The 19,596-nt window shown below is 57.7% G+C and carries 14 protein-coding genes; all 14 read right to left on the bottom strand.

The features are described from left to right. Positions 1-18: 18 nt before the first annotated feature. The 14 genes from ACRC0P_RS00840 to ACRC0P_RS00775 all read right to left on the bottom strand — a co-directional run bounded on the left by ACRC0P_RS00840 (position 19) and on the right by ACRC0P_RS00775 (position 19,547). Positions 19-2,955, bottom strand: a complete 2,937-nt coding sequence (locus ACRC0P_RS00840) for a TonB-dependent receptor (RefSeq protein ID WP_438627566.1) — start codon at positions 2,953-2,955, stop codon at positions 19-21. Positions 2,956-3,978: 1,023 nt separating this feature from the next. Further along, on the bottom strand, positions 3,979-5,457 hold the full coding sequence (locus ACRC0P_RS00835) for a glycosyl hydrolase family 28 protein (RefSeq protein ID WP_438627564.1): 1,479 nt from the start codon (positions 5,455-5,457) through the stop codon (positions 3,979-3,981). Positions 5,458-6,166: 709 nt separating this feature from the next. Next, positions 6,167-7,216 carry a LacI family DNA-binding transcriptional regulator gene (locus ACRC0P_RS00830; RefSeq protein WP_438627562.1) on the bottom strand — a complete coding sequence of 350 codons (1,050 nt, stop codon included), beginning with the start codon at positions 7,214-7,216 and terminating at the stop codon, positions 6,167-6,169. Positions 7,217-7,340: 124 nt separating this feature from the next. Then, positions 7,341-8,576: a DUF2264 domain-containing protein gene (locus ACRC0P_RS00825; protein ID WP_438627560.1), complete on the bottom strand. Its 1,236-nt coding sequence runs from the start codon at positions 8,574-8,576 to the stop codon at positions 7,341-7,343. 25 nt (positions 8,577-8,601) lie between these two features. Continuing rightward, the gene (locus ACRC0P_RS00820; protein WP_438627558.1) at positions 8,602-8,709 is read right to left on the bottom strand and encodes a hypothetical protein; all 108 of its coding nucleotides are present in this window, start codon (positions 8,707-8,709) and stop codon (positions 8,602-8,604) included. A gap of 16 nt (positions 8,710-8,725) precedes the next feature. After that, positions 8,726-9,031, bottom strand: a complete 306-nt coding sequence (locus ACRC0P_RS00815) for a hypothetical protein (protein ID WP_438627556.1) — start codon at positions 9,029-9,031, stop codon at positions 8,726-8,728. Beyond that, positions 9,028-10,305: an outer membrane protein assembly factor BamB family protein gene (locus tag ACRC0P_RS00810; protein ID WP_438627554.1), complete on the bottom strand. Its 1,278-nt coding sequence runs from the start codon at positions 10,303-10,305 to the stop codon at positions 9,028-9,030. The genes ACRC0P_RS00815 and ACRC0P_RS00810 overlap by 4 nt, the downstream gene beginning before the upstream one ends. Before the next feature lie 332 nt (positions 10,306-10,637). Then, on the bottom strand, positions 10,638-12,038 hold the full coding sequence (locus ACRC0P_RS00805; protein ID WP_438627552.1) for a family 43 glycosylhydrolase: 1,401 nt from the start codon (positions 12,036-12,038) through the stop codon (positions 10,638-10,640). A gap of 12 nt (positions 12,039-12,050) precedes the next feature. Further along, the gene (locus ACRC0P_RS00800; protein WP_438627550.1) at positions 12,051-13,733 is read right to left on the bottom strand and encodes a glycoside hydrolase family 43 protein; all 1,683 of its coding nucleotides are present in this window, start codon (positions 13,731-13,733) and stop codon (positions 12,051-12,053) included. A gap of 519 nt (positions 13,734-14,252) precedes the next feature. After that, positions 14,253-15,101 carry a fumarylacetoacetate hydrolase family protein gene (locus ACRC0P_RS00795; RefSeq protein WP_438627548.1) on the bottom strand — a complete coding sequence of 283 codons (849 nt, stop codon included), beginning with the start codon at positions 15,099-15,101 and terminating at the stop codon, positions 14,253-14,255. Positions 15,102-15,144: 43 nt separating this feature from the next. Further along, entirely contained in the window at positions 15,145-16,515 is a 1,371-nt protein-coding gene (gene fucP / locus ACRC0P_RS00790) for an L-fucose:H+ symporter permease (protein WP_438627546.1), read from the bottom strand. 200 nt (positions 16,516-16,715) lie between these two features. Further along, complete coding sequence (locus ACRC0P_RS00785; RefSeq protein WP_438627544.1) at positions 16,716-17,459, bottom strand: SDR family oxidoreductase; 744 nt, start codon at positions 17,457-17,459, stop codon at positions 16,716-16,718. A 226-nt stretch (positions 17,460-17,685) separates the two neighbouring features. Beyond that, on the bottom strand, positions 17,686-18,519 hold the full coding sequence (locus ACRC0P_RS00780; RefSeq protein ID WP_438627542.1) for an amidohydrolase family protein: 834 nt from the start codon (positions 18,517-18,519) through the stop codon (positions 17,686-17,688). Then, positions 18,519-19,547, bottom strand: coding sequence for an aldo/keto reductase (locus ACRC0P_RS00775; RefSeq protein WP_438627540.1), 1,029 nt, complete (start codon positions 19,545-19,547; stop codon positions 18,519-18,521). Before ACRC0P_RS00775 ends, ACRC0P_RS00780 begins: the two co-directional genes overlap by 1 nt. Positions 19,548-19,596: the final 49 nt, after the last annotated feature.

Raw genomic sequence — 19,596 nt, 5'->3', positions numbered from 1 at the left:
AGAGAGAGTACTTCAGGATCAGAAGCTATAACGCAGGCCCATTCCGAAGACCCGGCCATTCTCAAAGTGCTGCACAAGAAAGTCCGACTCGTGGTCGCGAGGCTCACCCACATAACGCACCGGCGCCTGATTGGTCAGGTTCGATGCGTTGATCGCCAAATCCAGATCCTCAGTGATCTCAAAGTTGAGTGACGCATCCAGGAGACCGTAGCCTTTGGTATAGAATGCACTGCTCGGCGAGGAACTGAGTCGGTTCGCGAAGGGCGAACGATAGGTGTATACCAATCGACCCGACATGAAATCGTTCTCGTACAGAGCCGCGAGGGTCCAACTGGTATCCGACTGAACCTCCATGGGCACATTGACGATGGAGTCACCAAACTTAACAGGGTTTTTGGTATCCAGGTCGGTGTAGGAACCCGACACCCCAAAGTTATGCAGCGCTTGCGGCATAAAATCGTAGTCGAAAAAGCTCTGGAAACCCAGCTCCCAACCTTTGGCACTACCCTCTCCAGCGTTCACCGTGCGCGAGACGAGATACTGGCCGTCCGAACAACCGTTTCCGCCACCGTATGCCGGCCAGCCCTCGATAGTTTCACAAGAGGTCTTGGTATTGAAGAAGCCGTCAATATCCTTGTAAAACACAGCGAGCGAGACGTAGTTCGACGCCGAGAAGTATTTTTCGAACGACAGATCGAAACTGTCAGCTTTCAACGGCTTCAGATCGGGGTTGCCCACATTCACTGTGCCCGTGCCAGCTCTGACACTAACGCTGGGGTTGAGACGCCCCAGACTGGGCCGGGAAATGCCCTTGGCGTAACCAAAGCGAACCAGTGTATCCTCGTCGATATAGCCGGTCACATTCAACGAGGGCAGTACATCGGTGTAAGAAGATCTGCTGTCGTTGGGCACGATCTCACCCGCCTCATTAACAATCATGGCCCGGGCGTACAGGTCAGTCTGTACTACACGCGCACCCACATTACCCCGAAGAATATCGCCGTAGGCGAAGTCGGCCATCGCATACGCGGCGAGCGTCTCTTCCTCGGAATAACGGCGGCTGGTCAGGTTCTCCTCGAGGTCACCTTCCGGGCGAATACCCGCCTGCGGAAAGAGGCTGCGCACATTATTGCCTAGAATCTCCAAGGGATCATAGACGACGTAACCACCGTTATAACCGCCCTCTCCGTCCAGCCAGTTGCTCGGCGAACGATCCAGCACACCCGGCATTGAACTCGCCAGGATGGCGTTGGACTGATCTGCCGCCAGCGGCTCGCCATCGGTTGTCAGCGGCCTGCCACCGAAACTGTAGCTCCTGAAGCTGGCTTCCTGAGCCGCATAACGCGCGCCGAACTTGATGTCCTCGACAAATGACGAATCGATCTGGTATTTCCAGTCGGTTTGCAGCGCGATGCCCTCATCATCGTTATACACATGGGTCCCATTGTCGTATTGACGAAACACAAAGTTGGCGGGATCGCTCAGATCGGGGCCCTCCAGATTGATCTGGTGGGGATCCACACTCAGGTCACGAGTGACATCCCAGGTCAGGCCCTGACGTGAGTTGAACACCAGCCGGCGGTTATCCCTGAGCTGGTCAGCCTGGATGAATGACAGGTCGAATTTGGCTTCCAGCCGGTCCGAGGCTTGCCATTCAGCGCCGACCGCCGCGATCCAGGTTTCATAGGGCCGCTCTTCGTGGCCGCCCCAGGTCTCGTAGGTCTTGTCCAGAAAGGTGCCTCCGGACAGTATTTGCCCGGCCACCATTTCATTGGCTCCACCATTGGAATTTCGGTTTGCAAAATTCTCGTCAAAGTTGTAATCCGCTGTAGTCAAGTCCCGGACAGTCCGGCCATCGGGAAAGGTCACCAGGAAACGGTATTCCTGATCGTAGAGGTAGTAGTTGTAATTACCCGTCGCATAGAGCTCAAGGGTGTCGCTGGGGCGCCATTGAAAGGCAATATTCGCCCCTTTACGGACGCGATTGATATCTTCCTGGAAAATCTGCTTGAACTGCCCCAGGGTTGAGACCAGGCCCTGCCGCTCCGACATGGGCAGACAGGTGGGGTTATCCAGATAACCCGTTTTGTCCGGATCCGGAAAATCGAAATCATCTGGACAGGAAACATTATCCAGGTACCAGACATCGTTGCGGCCCGCATAGGCCTGATCGGCGCCGGAAATACCAGCGTACTCAGCACTGTCGGCACGCACGGCACGGCGCAGACCCGGCCCCAGACCAAAGGTAGGGTTGGAGTCCGAGCGGTTGTGACTTTTCTGGTAGTTGCCGGCGATCATCAGGCCCATCTCACCCACGCCGGTTTCCCAGCGATTGGCAAACAGGCCAAAATATTCCGGGCTGGTATCTTCGGACAAATCGTTATAGCGACCCGAAACTGCAACATTGACAGTAAGGTCGTCGAATTCCAGCGGCTTTCGCGTTTTGAGGTCAACCAGCCCACCGATGCCGCCCTCGATGTGCTCGGCCGACGGATTCTTGTACACATCAATGCCGGAAATCATGCCCGGAATCGCGCTTTCAACGTTGAACTCGCGACCACCGGCGGTGAAATAGGCCCGCCCATCCACTCGCGATGCCGTCTGATTGGACAGGCCCCGAATGGTCAGGCCACTGCCCTCGCCGAACGGAGAGGCGGTTTCGCCGCCGTAGCGGTAGCCCTGGACGCCGGGAATACGCGTCAGGGTATCGGCCACGTTCATGTCCGGCAATTTACCGATGTCTTCGGCGGTGATGGAATCGACGATCTCCATCGTGTTTTTCTTGATAGCCACGGAAGTCTCGAGACTCTGGCGCATTCCGGTAACCGTAATCTCTTCCAGCTGCGCCTTCTCCTTCTCATCACCCTCATCCTGGGCGAAGGTCGTTGCCGACAACGCCATCAGCGAGGTGTAAGCCGCAATCGCGGCGGAGAGTTTTTTGTACTTTATTATCATTTTGCTATCTCCTCATCGTCTTCTTTTGTGGTGAACAGCGGGGGTGTTCGCCAGAGGCGAACGGAAAGTTATAGGAACGCCCGTAGCGACGTCCGCGTTTTATTGATCCAGCCTTTTTGCCCGGCGGGGCAAAGATTCGGCACTTCGGCTCAAATTATTGAAATAGCTGTTATCGTTAACAAAACCGGCATTTAAATTTCCCATCTCATGGGATCGCAATCGGCTTTCAGAGCCCGGGGAACCGACAGTGACCGCTGCCGCTCGGAATGCCTTCTTTTCTTATATCTCTATTACAGCATATTTATATTATAATATGACCTTAACTCACCATGCTTCGATTAGCAACTTTTTTTTGCGACCCAATTTATTTCTGTGGTCTCAGCTCGCTTTCCGCCACATCTTCGATTCCACGCCCCGGCGCTCCGCTGTATTTCTGGTTATAAACGACGCGCAGATTGAACAGTCACCCCTGTAGGAGCCTGCTTGCAGGCGAACAAGGACAGCACCAAATCGCTCCAGGCGATTTGGTCGCCTGCAAGCAGGCTCCTACAAGGTGGCTCCCTTAAAACGGTACAGGTTCTCTGTGGGTGAGTAGTTGCGTCGAAACATGAACAGCTCTCTTATTCTTCTATCGCCGATTTTTTTGTTATCGATACCAGAAACCATCATTTTTACCCCGCTCATCTGAGTCGCGGGGGGGGGGTGGGCTCCGGAACCGGTGACTTGAAAAGCTTCCTTACCCGTACATTATTGTATTATCAATAATAAGGAAACCCCCTTTTAACAAGCCCAAAATGCCTTTCTTTTATTTAGAAAAATTGTCTATCTTCTTCCTGGATCTTAGAACAAGTTAATCAATATCCCATGCGACTCTTCGATTTTATTCCGTGACTCGGAGGATGCACGTGGTTCCAGGCTGCCGCTGACCGTCCCACATCCGAGCTCTGCGCGCCCGCGACTTTTTTGGCTGATACGTGCAATAAGCATGCCCGGCGGTGTTCGCCGACGGGTGCGGGCAAAATATCAACGAAACTCTATACCGGAAACGTGGTCGCGAATATCCAGATTCGCCTCATCTGCGTTGCGCACTTTGCGCCCGTTGATTTGCAAATTTTCGAAGAGCACTCCGCGTATAGCGCGCTCCTCGTCAAAACCGGTGAGAACGGATGCCTTGATATTGGGGCCTGTGTAACTCACGTTGCGGAATGTCACGTTTTCGATTCCGCGCCCAGCTGCCGCGCTGTATTTTTCATTAAAGACCACGCCCAGGGTTAGCAGCTGGCCCTCCTGGAAATCCTCCACCCGGATCGTATCGAAAAGTATGTTGCGGGCCAGATTCCTGTCGCTGACGTTGATAGCCATGGTGCCCTGGGCAGTGAGATCGTCCTCGTCGTGTTCGAGGATATCGATATTTTGAAACAGCAGGTTTTCGATCACCTCGCCCTCACTGCCCTCCTCGGCATTGCCGTGTATGCCGATGTTGATGGGATGCGCTACGTCCGCCCACAAAACCGAATTGGTGATGCGGAAATTCCGCACATCGCCGTAGTAGTCCCAGCGGTGTCCATAGATGGCGATGCTGTCGTCCGAGGTGCGCAAAAAGACGTCGTCCACCTCAACATCGGAACAACTCATGAAATCCAGGCCGTCGGACCATTTATCGGCACTGAAGGTTTTCAGGTTGCGGATGGTGAGTCCCCGGCTCTGGCCACAGAACACCGTGTAATGCTTGGGGTTCAGCACCGTCGGCCCATCGATGACGATGTTCTTGGAAAAGGTGACCTCGAATCCCCGCTGCGGTCTGTCGAGCATGCCCCTACCTAGCACCTTCACATTTTCCACCCGATCGAGAACTACGGGCCCACGCAACAGGGCACCGGCCTCCAGATAGACCGTCTTGTTCGAGGGAAAGCGAAAGCCTTCTTCGCCCTCGGCCAGTTCGTGCACGCCGGGACCAAACCAAATCACATCCGGGTCTTCCGGATCGGGCTTTTCCATTGTTTCAATGGGGTTGGCGATGACATGCAGGTTGTGCAGCCGGTCGCCGTCGAATTCGACGGACAGCTTGCGCGGGCGGTCGATAGTGAAGGTGACGGTGTGAGCCCAGTCGCCGCGCTTCGCCTCAATGCCAGCCGACTTGGGACGCACCTGCACACGGCGAAAATCGCCGTTGTTCTTGCGCACCATCACCTCCACCGGCCCGTCCATGTCGAAACGGACCATGGTGGCAGACTGGGGCCGATCCAGGTCGACCATCACGTTGTACTCGTACAGATCCTGCCAAGTTCCCCCGGGTTCGCGAACCCGCACGGTGAAATCGTCGTTGAGGTGTGTATAAAAGGTCGGCGGCGCCGGAGGCGGATAGACAATCAACTCCTCCTTCGCCAGCGCCGGCGCGTTGCAGCCACAGATAAAGAATGCGAACGCCACTGTGATAACTCGCACCACCCGGTGGAACAAGGTGCCTCGTACGGGTTTGGCGGTAATACCCCACTTTGTCATGAACGATTCCTCTCATTCGGCAGCTCCGGCGGCGCTATCGCGCCCGACACCTCGGCTCAAATCGCTGAAATTATTGTTATCGATAACAGAATCGGTGGTGGAAAACGCCGGGCCGCCACCGGTGCCGGCGTTCCAGGCCTGGGAGGCGAGGCCCCCCGATCCACCCTTATCTTCATTGTTATAATACTATAAATAATACTGAAACATTTGATAAGCCCTTTTGGCACTTTAATTTTCATGTAGGAAATTTTTCCCATTTTTAAACTCTTTATGGAATTTTAGACTACGGATTCGGCTGTCGCGGGGCCTAATACCGCCACCTCCGGGGTCTTGATGGGCACGCTACGCTTTGCCCAGTCCGTCCGCTCCAGGTATTCACGGCGCCTTCGGCCCTACAAATACAAATAGGCCGATTTTCGGATTAAGGTAGGGGTATTGGTAGCTGGCCCGAATGGCACTGACTTAAGCGGTTTCCGGCTCCCGTAGGGCGGATAAGCGAAGCGCATCCGCCGCCCCAGGCCTTGTAACTGGTGGATGCGCTTCGCTTATCCACCCTACAAATAAGGCCATTTGCGCTTAAGTTAGCGCCATTCGTAGCTGGCCCGAATGGCACTGGGCCAGACGCCGGTACTATTCGCCCGAAAGCAGGCTCCTACAGGGGAATTCCGCTTAACTTAGTACCATTCTTAGTCCGGGAAAAGGGGCTCCATCAGGACACTGCCCGGCCTGTGGAATGGCGCTTGACGAGTTTGTAGGTCATGCGTTGATGGATGGGTTTCGGCGCCCTGCCTCTCCTCAGATCACTGACCATCTTGTGGATGATCGACACTGCAGCACTGCCCATGGCGGTTATCGGCTGGTGTATCGTGGTCAGGTCCGGCCAGATAATGCTGGCAATAGGCGTATCGTCAAAACCACCCACACTCAGTTCTTCGGGAACGCGAATCCCACGGCCCTGCGCTACAGAAATGACGGCCGCCGCCATATCGTCGTTGGAAGCGAGGATAGCGGTGGGCGTTTCGTCCCCGCTCAATAGCATCTCCGCCGCCGCCAAACCGGATTTGTAGGTGAAACGACCGGGTGTAATCCAGTTCTCAGGTATCGTCAGACCGGCCGCATCCATCGCCTTGAGAAAGCCATCCAGTCGGCATTCCGTGGGCGTGTGCGCCGGGTCACCCTTGACGAAGGCGATTTTCCGGTGCCCCAGTTTAATGAGATGACGGGTTATCGATATCGCGCTCCGGTAGTCGTCGATATATACGGCGGACACCTCCGGAAGCGGCCTGGCGGTTGCCAGCGCCACTACGGGAATGTCCAGACCGGTCAACATCCGCACTGTCGATTCGGAATCGCACAGCGGGGGCGGAAGTATGACCCCTTCCACCCCCGCATCCACCAGGCGACTGACTGCTTTCTTCTGCGAACTCAGCCCGGCGCAATATTCGGGGATCAGCTGACAGCCCAGTTTTCGCGATTGCTCGAGGCTCCCGACCATAATCTTGCTCAGGTAGCTCTCCGAAGGATTCGAGAACAGAATGCCGACCCTCGTTGCCCCCAAACCGACGCGAGTTGACCGGGCGGCCATATTGGGCGTGTAATCGAGTTCCTTGATCGACTCCAAAACACGCTGGCGAAGCTGCTCGCGGACGTTGGGCTGTCCATTGATCACCCGGGACACCGTCATCGAGGAGACTTTCGCATGGCGGGCCACATCGTGAATGGTAACGGTGGCGCGCTTGGTTCGATTATTGTTTTTCAACAACACTTCTCCATAGGAAAGATCGACTCTAAAGGAACCGCTGAAACTACCGCACTCCGCGGTGCGCACGGCGCACCCTACGGCCTTGACTCAGCATCTTCCGTTACCCACACGTAAATTGAAATTACAATGCGTGATCGGCTGCAAGGTTTTCACCTCTCCAGATTTTTACGGCCGTCCAGGGTTCGTCGTCACCGGACCAGAAAGAGTCTTCGACCGGCAGGCCCAGTGCGAGCAAGCCGGTGCTGCAGAGGTACAGGCTTCCGGTGGATATATAGTATTCACCCAGCGCATTCTGATGGCCGCAAAACCCAATTTGCAACCAGCCGTTTTTGTCAAAGGTTCCCTGCGCCGTCATCTGGCGATCCATGACCGCAGTCAGCGCACATCGAACCTGGGCCGGCTTGATATCCTCCGGCAAGCGGTGCTGCAGGGCGGCCTGCGACAAATGCTGAAAAGCGCCCATTCGATAGGCAATGGATCGACCGATGGCCGGGTAGGTACCTTCGGGCGATATCAGCCGCTCCTGAATGGCCGCATAGCGGCTGAAGCGGCGGCTCAGGGTCTCCACCTCCTCCGCGGCGATTTTATTCTTGTCCCGCATCGCCGTGGCGATGTCCATCAACATGGGCTGGATGACAAAGCTGTTGTAATAATCCCAGTGGAACTCCTCGCCGTCGCCATAGATGCCATCGCCCAGGTACCATTCCTGATGCTTTTTCAACGGCAGCTCAATCCGCATGATGTCAAAGGGCAAATCGTGCGCCAGCAGGAAAGCCTCGATCATGGCACTGAACAGTAACCAGTTCGAGTAATACGGGTTTACCTCGCGGGTGGCCTGGAAACAACTGACGACCTGCTGCTGCGTCTGCTTGGGAAGCGACTGCCAAAGCCGCCCTGGAGCGCGCAAAAAGGCATGGGCCAGGAAAGCGGCATCCACCAGCATCTGCGGTTCCATATGGTCAAACAGATAGTCCGGTGATCGCGGATCGACAATGGCCGCTACAGTGGCAACGGCCTGATCCCGGTAATGGTTGCGGAGTTTGATTTCCGCCGCACCGCCGGACTTCGATTCCAGCCAGGGAGCGATGCCGGCCAGCAGGCGTCCCACGCCTTCCAGGTAGGTGGAGGGTTTGGTCTTGGACTCCGTGGTGGTTTCCACCGGCATGGAACTTTTCAACTGCCCTGCACTGCCGGCTTCCAGCAATGGCCTGGAGATTCGATCGAGCAAATCCAGCCAATACTGCCGATGGTCAGTGATAAGACCGGTTTCCGGGATATCCCCGGCTTGCAGCCGGGGCGCCGCCAGGGCTCCGGCGCCGAGCAGCGGAGCTGCCTTGAGAAAGTTACGTCGATTCATTTTGTCAGTCCCCCGTCAAATTCGATTATTCTCGTTCAAGAGATGTTATATCGGAAGAGCCGGAGGCGATCTCGACGATCAGCTTGTCGAGAACGGCGCCGGCATCGATCATCCAGACCCGGATGGTCTGCACACCGGGATTGGCGATTTCATGCTCGGAAACCCCAGAGGCGGCGGCCTCTTTCGGCGAGCAGGACCCTGCGGTTCACGAGGTTCGAGCCCCGGGCCGGGTAGAGGATCATTTCGTAGAAAGCGGGCTCCTGTTCCTTGGGAAGCCGGGCGTAGATGGCCTCGGCGTCGGCAACCATGGCGGCGAAGTCGTCGAGCCGCCGTTGGGCCTCGTCGCCATTGGAGGTGAGGCTGAAGCCGCTGTCGCTTCGGTTGAGGTGCTCGGGGCGCTTGGGTGATTTTTGATAGCCGGAGCGTATCCCAACCTGGGCGGGCACGTTCGTCATGGCGCTGCGGCCGGCTGGAAAACAATTAGTTGTCCATCATGGGTGCCCAAGTACAAACGCCCGTCCTGCTCGCTAAGGCTGACGATGGCATCCAGCTCTTTCAGCATGATGTTCACCTGCCACGTAGCGCCGTCATGGGCAGACAGCTCCTTCGGTGGTGTGTGGTAGATGGGACCACCTTCGGCCTTTACATGCTCGGCGTAGTGGTCGCGACTGGCCAGGGTTTGAAACACGCGCTGTGGTTTGCTCGAATGGGTATCGACGCGGTACAGCTCGCCGGACAGGGTGGCGAAAAAGAGACGATCGCCCATCAGCGCCGGCGGCGCGAATATCAGATGCGGCGACTGAATCACGCGGGTGAAATTGCCTGTGGCCTTGTCCTGCTCCACCAGTGCCAAGCCGTCCGACAAACCATACACCACCTTGTCACCCTGAGCGCGCGCCGGCGAGCCGATCCAACTGGTGGCGTGCTTCACCTGCCACTCTAGTTCGCCTGTCTGGTGATCCATTTTGTAAAAACAGGTGCCGCGGTTGCCGGCGTAGACAGCCTTGTCGTCCACCAGCGGGTCGAGGTTAAAGCCCAGCCAGCCGATCCAATCCTTGTATTGGCCACCTGGCGTGCAGCCTTCTCGCTGCCACACGATCCGACCAGTGTCTTTGTTGAGCCCATATAGGTGATTGTTCCAGCTGCCCACCACCAGCAGGTTTTGCGCCAGTGCCGGTGTGGTGTGACTGGTGCCGGTGTCGGCGTGCCAGCGCTCGCGGCCGTCGGCCAGATCTACCGCGTAAGTGCCCTGGCGGGTGCCATAGTAAGCCAGCTTGCCGTCACTGGCGATGGACGACCGGTACCAGGCCCAAGGGTCGGCCTTCAGGCCCTTGCCCCAACCCCAACTTTCGCCCTCCACCTGCATGGGGCCGTCCTGCGACGCGTGATGCCAGAGTGGTTCGCCCTCAAGGCTCAAGGCGTGCAGGCCGTCATCCGCGTGCACCAGCAGCTTATCGGCCATGCGCAGCGGTTGGCTGTGCAGCTGGCCGGTAAAGTCGCGCGACCACAGCGGCTTGCCATCCAGGCTCAAGGCGCGCAGTTGATAGCCGTTGGCGAGATACAAAGCCTGTTGTGACACCAACGGTGATGCGGTTACCGGTGCGCTGGTCTGTACTCGCCACAGCTCACCGGCCTGAATCGGCAGCACAGTGATGCACAGCAGGGCCAGTGCCAGGTGGCGGCCACCAGGTCGGCGCCGTGGAGACCAGGGTGTTCGCAGGGGGTTCATATACGTGTCCTCGTGTGGCTATCGTGCCAACCTTAAAAAGGCGCCGGCTTCCAGGTTGGCAGCGGCTTGCAACCGAGGGGCTACCAGGGCTCCGGCACCGAGCAACTGAGCCACCTTGAAAAAGTTACTACCGGGTCGGAAGGAAAGGATACCCCTCTCCCGGGACACAGGCTGGGCGCCCCCCTTAAATACATCCCTGTACGCTCGTAATCGGCATCCATGCCTCATACGGTCCCGGAAGAGGGGTATCCTTCCCTTCCGCCTTACTAGTACGTCGATTCACAATGCATATTCATCCGTTATGGGGTGACCGCACGGATAAACCCAACGGATCAATAAACCTTCACCTCCCAAAGCGATTGGCGCGGGGCGTCGACGTCCTCACCGGGAAACAGTGAGACCCTGACATAACGGGCGTCGGTGTCTTTTTCATGCACCCAGGGCATACCGCGTGAGGCGGCAGTGCTGGAATCGCTGTAGCCCTTCCAGCGCTCGCCGTCGCTCGAGGTTTCGACCTTGTACTTGTAATACTTGGTTGCATACTCCGGGAAAATCTCGATGCGGCGGGTGGTTTTTACTTCACCCAGGTCGATGGTGAGAGAGGGTGACTCGTCGCTCTCGGCGGCCGACCAGCGCGTGCCGTAATTGTCGTCGACGAGACGCTCGGCTTCGTAGTTTTCCGCCGCGGAGGAGGCTGTGACTTTCGCACCGAATGCAAGATTGGCCGGCTGTTGGTCGTCCGTCACCTGGGGAAAAGCGCCGCGATGGGTGGGCACCACCCGCTCAATGAGGTTGTCCTTATTAAAGACCAGGCGGTCGATACACAGCTGGCGATGGGCCATGCCCATGAACGGATTAGCGTCGCGGTGGTAGACAAGGTAGTAATCCCCTTTCCACTGGAGCACCGAATGGTGGCCGGGACCGAAGACGGTGCGGTCGGCGCTGGTGACCAGAATCGGGCTCTGTTCCGGCTCGGTCCAGGGGCCGGTCGGGGATTTCGAATAGCTGTAACGGATTTTATAACTCGGCTCGGAGACTTTGCCATCGCTGTACATCAGGAAATAGCGGCCGTCGCGCTTGAGCATGTAAGGGCCTTCGAAAAAGTGCGGCGGGTGAGTGCGGCGAGGGGGCTTCGTGAAGGAAACCATATCATCGGCGAGCAAGCCGACGTAACCGGGCCCGCGCTCCCATTCCCAGCCGGAACCCCAGTACAGATAGGGCTGGCCGTCGTCGTCGATAAAGGCATTGGCGTCGATGTGGTGTACCTCCGGATCGAAATCGAGGGCGATGAAGGGCTTGTCCTCATCGAGGGCATTGCGCCAGGGCCCGAGCGGATGGTCGGCCACACCGGCCCAGATTTCATGGTTGATCGAAATATACATGTAGAAGCGGCCATCGGTACCCTCGATGACGTCGGGCGCCCAGACATTCGTAAAGCCGTCATCGCGGCCGGGCCAGTTGAGCACTGTATTTGTCCAGTTTTTGAAATCCTTCGAGTGCCAGACGGTCAGCTCGTTCGCCCCCCAGCCCGGGCCGTCGGTGGTGACATAGATATAGAAGGTGTCGTCGTGGACGATGATGGTGGGATCGGCCCAGTAGCCGGGGACAAATGGATTGCCGGCCTGGGGGGCGTCCCACTGGCCCGGCGGGTTGGGGCCGGCATTTTCGGATTCAGCGGCGGCGGCGCAGGCCGGGAGCACAAGCGCCAGGATCAGAGACAGATTACGGAACATAGACATGGCTTCTCACTCACTCATTATTGTGTCATCACTTGGATAAATCTCGCACGGGCACCACAGACTTTCCTGTACTCTCACGTAATCGAAGTCGGCATATCCTCCACCGGTCGGGGTGCCGGATCGCGCAAAAATCCCGAAGTGCGCCCCTACCCAGCGTCCCGGTTTGGCCAGAAAGCCTTCGTTGAAATCGGTAAAGGTTCCGCCGGCGGTCCGATAGGCGAAGAGCACCCGCGCCCCTTCCCTTACGGTGGCGCGAACTTCGATCACCGGCTCTTCCAGATTGGCCACCACCGTCTCCCGCAGTACACATCCCTTCATCGCGCCCGGGCAGACCTCATGAACCAGCTGGTAGCCGGCGTCACCACTGCGCAAGCCCAGCCAGGCGTAGTCGTAGCCGTAAATAAGCAGTCCGGCATCCAGGGGCCCCTCGCCGCCCAGTTGCAGTTTCGTCGTCACCTGGAATTCCCGGCGGGGAAATTTCTGCAGCAGCAGGGAGGGCATTTCCCACAGGTTCGGGACCTGGGCATCCGCCGGCAACGGTTGGGCCGCCAGCCGCAGCCAGCCCTCGCGGTCCCCGAGGGAATACCAGTCGTCCCGCCAGTTGGCATTCCACTGCCATTGAGGCCCGAGTTTTACCGAGCCGAATTCGTCACTGGTGGCTATCCGGAAATCCGCCGACGGCTGCGCGACGTCGGGTTTTCTGTAACTCAGGACCGGTTCGCCTCTGCCGTCGCCGTCCTCATCGGCGCCGATCACCGGCCAATCGCCCCGCCATTGCATCGGCTGCAAATGAACGATACGGCCGTAGGCCTCCTTGTACTGGAAGTGCAGGTACCAGTCCTCGCCGCCCGGCGTGGTTACCCAAGCACCCTGGTGGGGACCATTGACGGCGGTATTCCCCTGGGCGAGCACCACGCGGTGCTCGTAGGGACCTTCGATATCGCGGGCGCGGAACACTGTCTGCCAGCCCATTTCCACGCCGCCGGCCGGCGCGAACACGTAGTAGTAGCCGTTGCGCTTGTAGAACTTGGGTCCCTCCACCGTGTGGTGCAGGGGATAGTCGCCGCCGTCGATAATGACTTTGCCTTCGTCCAGCACTTTGGTGCCGTCCGCGGACATCCTGTGCAGGGTCAGCACATTGTTGAAACCCGCCCGGCTGGCGGCCCAGGCATGCAGCAGGTAAGCCTGTCCGTCGTCATCCCAGAGGGGCGCGGGGTCGATGATTCCCTTGCCCTCCAACATCAGCTTTGGCTCACTCCAGGGGCCGGCCGGGTCTTCGGCGGTGGTGACGTAAATGCCGAAATCCGGGTCGGGGTAGAAGACCCAGAACTTGCCGTCGTGGTATCGGAAGCTGGGTGCCCAGGCGCCCTTGCCGTGCTGGGGCCTGGCAAAGACGTCAAGCGGTACCTGCTGCTGAAAGACGTGCCCGATCAACTGCCAGTTGACCAGGTCCCGGGAGTGCAGAATGGGCAGGCCCGGCGCACTGTTGAAACTGGACGACACCATATAGAAATCGTCCCCCACACGTATGGCATCCGGGTCCGAATAATCGGCGTGGATGATCGGATTGGTATAGATCGCCGTATCGACAGAGGTCGGAGCCTCATCCCGATCCGCTTTCTGCTGACAGGCCATCAACAAGGCGGCCGAAGTTATCAGAACGAGTCTCAGAACGAGTCGCTTGGACATCTCGCTTTCCCTCTATCGCTATTCTTATATTTAGAAGCCGCTGGAGAACAGTCTTTTCGCCTCTACGAGCGACAAGTCAAGTTATCGTTAACATTTTTATATAATATTTGTCATACTATAACACGTGATAGTGGCTAGCAAGCCTATAAGGCGGGATGGGTGTTTAAGGCAACAAAGTTCCCCATTCTTGACTGAAGGCCGCCAGGAAGTTGCTCTCGATGAACCCTGCGGGTAATGAAATCCTCGGCATCCACAGACCCGAATGCCGCTAAGTTAAGGGGGGCCGGGCATTTTTGTAGGGTGGATAAGCGAAGCGCATCCACCAGAAGCCGGCTGCTGGAGTGGTGGATGCGCTTCGCTTATCCACCCTACATCGGGCCAATTGCGCTTAACTTAGTACCGCCGCCGCCCGGCAAAGTCGAGGGGGCCATTCCCCCTTCGACTCCTTCACCTTTTTCCCACACAGGTCCGGCGGTTCCTACAGAGCATGAGTCATTCCAGATAACCGCCGGCACTAGGTTATTTGCCGTAGCGAATCACGCTCTGCTGCTGCACGCCCAGGCTATCGATCCCCAATTGCATTACATCGCCCTCTTTCAGGAATTTGGGCGGATTCATGCCCAGGCCGACACCCGGCGGCGTGCCGGTACTGATAATGTCACCGGGTTGCAGGCTCATGAACTGGCTGATGTAGTGCACCAGGAAAGGCACCTTGTACACCATGGTGGCGGTGGTGCCGTCCTGGACCCGCTCGCCATTCAGCTCCAACCAGATACCCGCATTTTCCACATCACCGGCGTCTTCCGGCGTCACCAGCCAGGGGCCTATGGGGGCGAATGTGTCACACCCCTTGCCCTTCACCCACTGGCCCTGCCGTTCAAGCTGATACTCCCGCTCGGAGAGGTCATTGACAACGCAGAATCCGGCCACGTAATCCATGGCGTCGGCTTCGGACACGTATTTGGCTTCCCGGCCGATCACCACGCCCAGCTCCACTTCCCAGTCACTTTTCTGTGACCCGGGTGGCAGCTGAACCTGATCGAAGGGACCGGTAATAGCGGAGGTGGCTTTCATAAACAGTACGGGTTCCGGCGGTACTTCCATGCCGGACTCGCGGGCGTGATCGGCGTAATTCAGGCCCACACAGATAAATTTCCCCACACCGGAAACCGGTTCGGCAATGCGGGGGTCGCCTTCCACCAGCGGCAGGCTGGCGGGGTCCATATCCTGCACCCGGGCAAACATATCACTGCTGAGAAATTCAGCATTGATATCCTTGATGTGGCCGGACAAATCGCGGACGTTGCCCTGGGCATCCAGTATGCCGGGCTTTTCCTGCCCCACAGCACCAAAACGTAATAATTTCATAGTAATCAACCTCTGCTAATGAACTTCGAAAATTAAATCGTAACTACTCTCCCCCAAAGGGGGAGAGGGGACCGGTATCGTGAATTCTCACCGTTCTATAGCCATAGACGGCGATCGCCACAAAGCACAGCAGGGGCAGCGCAAACGAGGCTTCCACCGCGCTGACAAAGCCCATATTCCAATTGTCTATCACCCCGGCCTGCAGCATGGGCAGGAAGGTCCCGCCCACAATGGCCATGATCAGGCCGGCCGCGGCGAACTTGGCATCGTCCCCGTCAATGCCTTTCAGGGCGATTCCATAGATGGTGGGGAACATCAATGACATGCAGGCGGAAATGCCCACCAGGCAGTAAAGTCCGCCCTGCCCCCCGAGCAAGACGACCCCAAGCGACAGGCCCGCCCCGCCCGCGGCCAGGTACATCAGCAGCGCGCCCGGGTGAATAAACTTCAGCAGGAAGGTACAGATAAAACGACTGGTACAAAAAATCGCCATGGCGGCGATATTGTATTGCTGGGACAATACCTGGGCATCTTTTTCCATCATCCCATCGGCCACGAACACTTCCGTGCCGTAATGGATGATAAAAGTCCAGCACATGATCTGGGCACCCACGTAAAGCATTTGCGCCACCACGCCTTCGACGTATTTCTTCGACCGCAGCAGGCGCCCGAAAATCGCCTTCAGGCTCGCGTCTGTCATTACAGCCGCTTTTTGATTCGGCATTTTCATCAATGCGATCAGCACGAACAACGCCGCAATCACAATTCCTATCAGGATATAAGGCTGGCTGACGATTTCGAGGTCCGCGGCTTTAACGGCCTCAAATTCCTGTGCGGGCAGAAGCTCCCGCGCTTCCCGGCCACGCGCGTCCAGCCTGGCCAGAATAAACTGCGAGGCGATATACATACCGATCAGAGAACCCACGGGATTGAACGCCTGGGCCAGATTCAGGCGGCGGGTGGCGGTCTCTGCCGGTCCCATGGACAGGATATAGGGATTGGCGGTGGTTTCCAGGAATGACAGGCCACAGGTAATCACGAAGTAGGCCAACAGAAAGGGATAAAATTCCCCAATCGAACTGGCCGGAATAAACAGGAGGCCACCGATGGTATACAGTCCCAGCCCCAGCAGAATGCCCGCCTTGTAGGAGAACCGGCGAATAAACAGCGCCGCGGGAAAAGCCATGACACCGTAGCCGCCGTAAAATGCCACCTGTACCCAGGTCGCCTCGGTTGCGCCGGTGAGGAAGATTTTCTGGAACGCCGCCACCATGGGATTGGTGATGTCATTGGCGAACCCCCACAGGGCAAAACAACAGGTTACGAGAATGAACGGAATCAACACGGCACCGGGGACCAGTTCCGTTTTTTCCGTGGGCGTAACCCGGGCTTCCGTGGCTTCTACTGTGGTCATGACAAATCCTCTTTATTATCTTTATTCAAAATGATTACGCGGCGAATGGCACTAAGCTAAGCTGCTTTGATTCAACGTAGGGTGGATAAGCGAAGCGCATCCACCACTCCGACAGCCGGCTTTTTGGTGGATGCGCTCCGCTTATCCACCCTACAAAAGTGCCTCCTTAAACCTTAACTTAGCGCCATTGATTACCAGGGTCAGTTACACCAGCCGCCGTCAATGACATGAGCCACACCCGTGGTGTAGGTGGATTCGTCGGATCCCAGGTAAACCAGAAGCGCCGCGATTTCCTCCGCGCGGGCCAGGCGCCCCATAGGCTGTCGGTTTTCAAAATCCCTGCGGGCCTGAACCGGATCATCGAAGGCGTTCAAGCGCGCCCGCAATGAGGGGGTGTCCACGGTGCCGGGGCACACCGCATTACAGCGGATGCCCTGTTTGACGAAGTCGCAGGCGATAGACTTGCTCAAACCGATCACCGCGGCCTTGGTGGTGCTATAGGCAAAACGGTTAGGCACGGCTTTAAGGCTGCTGGCAATGGAGGCCATGTTGATGATGCTACCGCCGCCGTTGTCGATCATGCCGGGCAAAAATGCCCGGATCATCTGGTAACAGGATTTGACATTCAGGTTGGAGGAGAAGTCCCAGTCCTGTTCGTCACAATCCAAAATGCTGCCGTTGTGAACGAAACCGGCACAGTTAAACAGAATATCAATCGCACCAACTTCATCGGCAAACGCGCGGATATCGTCACCTTTCATGACATCCAGCACCTTTACTTTGACAGCCGGCACGGCGGACTGGAGTTGTTCCAGGGCCTGTTCGTTGATGTCCACGGCCCAGACCGTAGCCCCCTCGGCCACATAGGCCTCTACGCAGGCGCGGCCAATGCCGGCCCCGGCGGCCGTAATGACGGCGGTTTTTCCCAGCAGACGTTGCCCCACGTTATCGTCCTCCCAATGATCTTCAACCCGGGTAACTGCTCACCCCTGTGACACTAAACCGGAGCCTGGGCGGCCCTGCTACCGGTAGCCGTTCGTTCAACAACCTCATCGGCAATCGTCTCTCGAACGGCTCCCGGTATCAGGGCCTTCGCATCAAGCCCCGGTATTCTTTTCCCGAGTCCCGAGTCCCGAAGGCGAGTAGTTACCAATCCGAAAAAAATCCCGCTCACACTTGCAAGCGGTAAAACCGCTCGGCATTCCCCGCCCATATGGCTTGCTGCTGCACTTCGGTCAGCGGAGCGACAAAACGCTCCGCGAAAGCCCGCCACTGCGGGTAATTCCCGGCCAGCTCCAGCACTGGCCAGTCACTGCCCCACATCAACCGGTGCGCGCCGAAACACGCCAGCAGGTGCTCCATACAGGGCATCAATATTTCAAATCCGGGATTGTCACCCGCCTCGGTCATCAGGCCGGACAGCTTGCAGCAGGCCGATGTTTCCGAGGCGATACGCGCGATGTCCCCTGCCCATTCCGTCGTGCGGCCTGTGGCAATTTCCGGTTTGGCGCCGTGATCGATCACCACTTTCAAATCGGGGTAGCGCCGCAGCAGGACCAGCAGTGGTTCCAGATGCCTGGGGGTCACCAGCGCATCAAAGGTCAACCCGCGTTCAATCAGCGCCGTAAACACGGGCTCCAGTTCCGGTTTGAGCATCCACCGGGTATCGGCGATATCCTGGATCATCGGCCGAATCCCCTTGAAGGCGGAATGCCTCGCCAGGCGATCGAGCGTGCTAACAGCATCCTCGCTCTCCATATCAACCCAGCCCACGACGCCGGCTATAAAATCCGTGTCATCGGCCAGACGCAACATGAATTCCGTTTCCTCGACACTTTCCGCTGCCTGTACCAGTACGGTTTTGCTAACGCCGGCTGCGGCCAGCAGTGGCTGCAATTGCGCGGGAAGATAGTCCCGGTACAACACCTCCAGTTCCGGCCCCAGCCAATCGTAGTCGCCCCGCGACAACTGCCAGAAGTGTTGGTGCGCATCAATGCGTAACATTAGCCTTTCCGCCCCGGCAACGGTGCCTCTGGATGGATCAATCCGGCATCCTGCAGCGCCGCCCAGAAAGCTGCGGGGATCGCTGCCTGCATTTGCGATACCGCAGACTCCACACGCCGGGGAGAACTCAACCCGGGAATCACGCTGACAACCGCCGGATGCGCCAGGGGAAATTGCAGGGCCGCGGCCGGCAGTGGAACGGCGAACTCGTGGCACATCTCTTCGATCCGCGCGACCCGCTCGATAATTTCCCGGGGCGCCGGTTGGTAGTTGTAATGGAAAACCCCGCCTTCCCGCTTCACGCCGGTGGCCAGAATTCCCGAGTTATAGGGGCCGCCCAGTACAATCGAGGTGTTGCGCTCCAAACAACGGGGCAAAAAGCGCTCCAGGGCCTGTTGCTCCAACAGTGTGTAGCGCCCGGCCAGCAGAAAACAATCGAAATCGGCGAGGTCCATCGCCTGCTCACACACCTCGTATTCGTTCACGCCGAGGCCGATGGCGCTCACCAGGCCCTGTGAACGAAGTTCGGCCATGGCTTTGTAGCCCCCCTCCATGGCGATGCGGAACAGACGCTCGTGGTCGCGGCCGTGGGTGACCCGGCCGATGTCGTGCATGTACAGGATGTCAATTTTGGGCAGCCCCAACCGCTGAATGCTGTGTTCATAGGAACGCATTACGCCGTCGTACGAATAATCGTATACGGGCTCGAACGGCATGGGGGAGCAGAAACCGTATTTGTCTTCGGCCTTGCCGCAGGGGGCCAGAAGGCGGCCAACCTTGGTGGACAGAACATACTCGTTTGCGGGGACTTCCCGCAGCGCATCCCCCACGCGACGTTCGCTCAAGCCAAACCCATAGTAGGGTGCGGTATCAATATGGTTGAGCCCCGCGGCAAACGCCTTTTCGATGGCCGCTTTCGCCGCTTCATCGGGCATGGGGTGATAGAGGTTACCCAGGGTGGCCGCACCAAAACCGAGTGCCGTCACCTCCAGCGCGGTCTGCCCTATTTGTCTTTTTGCTCCGAACATACCGTTTATGTCCCTCGCTCTGTCTGAAAGGTAACTACTCTCCCCTCCC

The organism is Microbulbifer sp. (assembly GCF_051659245.1).
GTDB lineage: Bacteria > Pseudomonadota > Gammaproteobacteria > Pseudomonadales > Cellvibrionaceae > Microbulbifer.
This window is presented reverse-complemented; position numbering and strand designations above follow the sequence as displayed.

Coding starts and splice junctions, on each gene's coding strand:
- ACRC0P_RS00840 (WP_438627566.1), bottom strand. CDS start 2,955: ATGATAATAAAGTACAAAAAACTCTCCGCCGCGATTGCGGCTTACACC.
- ACRC0P_RS00835 (WP_438627564.1), bottom strand. CDS start 5,457: ATGACAAAGTGGGGTATTACCGCCAAACCCGTACGAGGCACCTTGTTC.
- ACRC0P_RS00825 (WP_438627560.1), bottom strand. CDS start 8,576: ATGAATCGACGTAACTTTCTCAAGGCAGCTCCGCTGCTCGGCGCCGGA.
- ACRC0P_RS00815 (WP_438627556.1), bottom strand. CDS start 9,031: ATGACGAACGTGCCCGCCCAGGTTGGGATACGCTCCGGCTATCAAAAA.
- ACRC0P_RS00810 (WP_438627554.1), bottom strand. CDS start 10,305: ATGAACCCCCTGCGAACACCCTGGTCTCCACGGCGCCGACCTGGTGGC.
- ACRC0P_RS00805 (WP_438627552.1), bottom strand. CDS start 12,038: ATGTTCCGTAATCTGTCTCTGATCCTGGCGCTTGTGCTCCCGGCCTGC.
- ACRC0P_RS00800 (WP_438627550.1), bottom strand. CDS start 13,733: ATGTCCAAGCGACTCGTTCTGAGACTCGTTCTGATAACTTCGGCCGCC.
- ACRC0P_RS00795 (WP_438627548.1), bottom strand. CDS start 15,101: ATGAAATTATTACGTTTTGGTGCTGTGGGGCAGGAAAAGCCCGGCATA.
- fucP (WP_438627546.1), bottom strand. CDS start 16,515: ATGACCACAGTAGAAGCCACGGAAGCCCGGGTTACGCCCACGGAAAAA.
- ACRC0P_RS00780 (WP_438627542.1), bottom strand. CDS start 18,519: ATGTTACGCATTGATGCGCACCAACACTTCTGGCAGTTGTCGCGGGGC.
- ACRC0P_RS00775 (WP_438627540.1), bottom strand. CDS start 19,547: ATGTTCGGAGCAAAAAGACAAATAGGGCAGACCGCGCTGGAGGTGACG.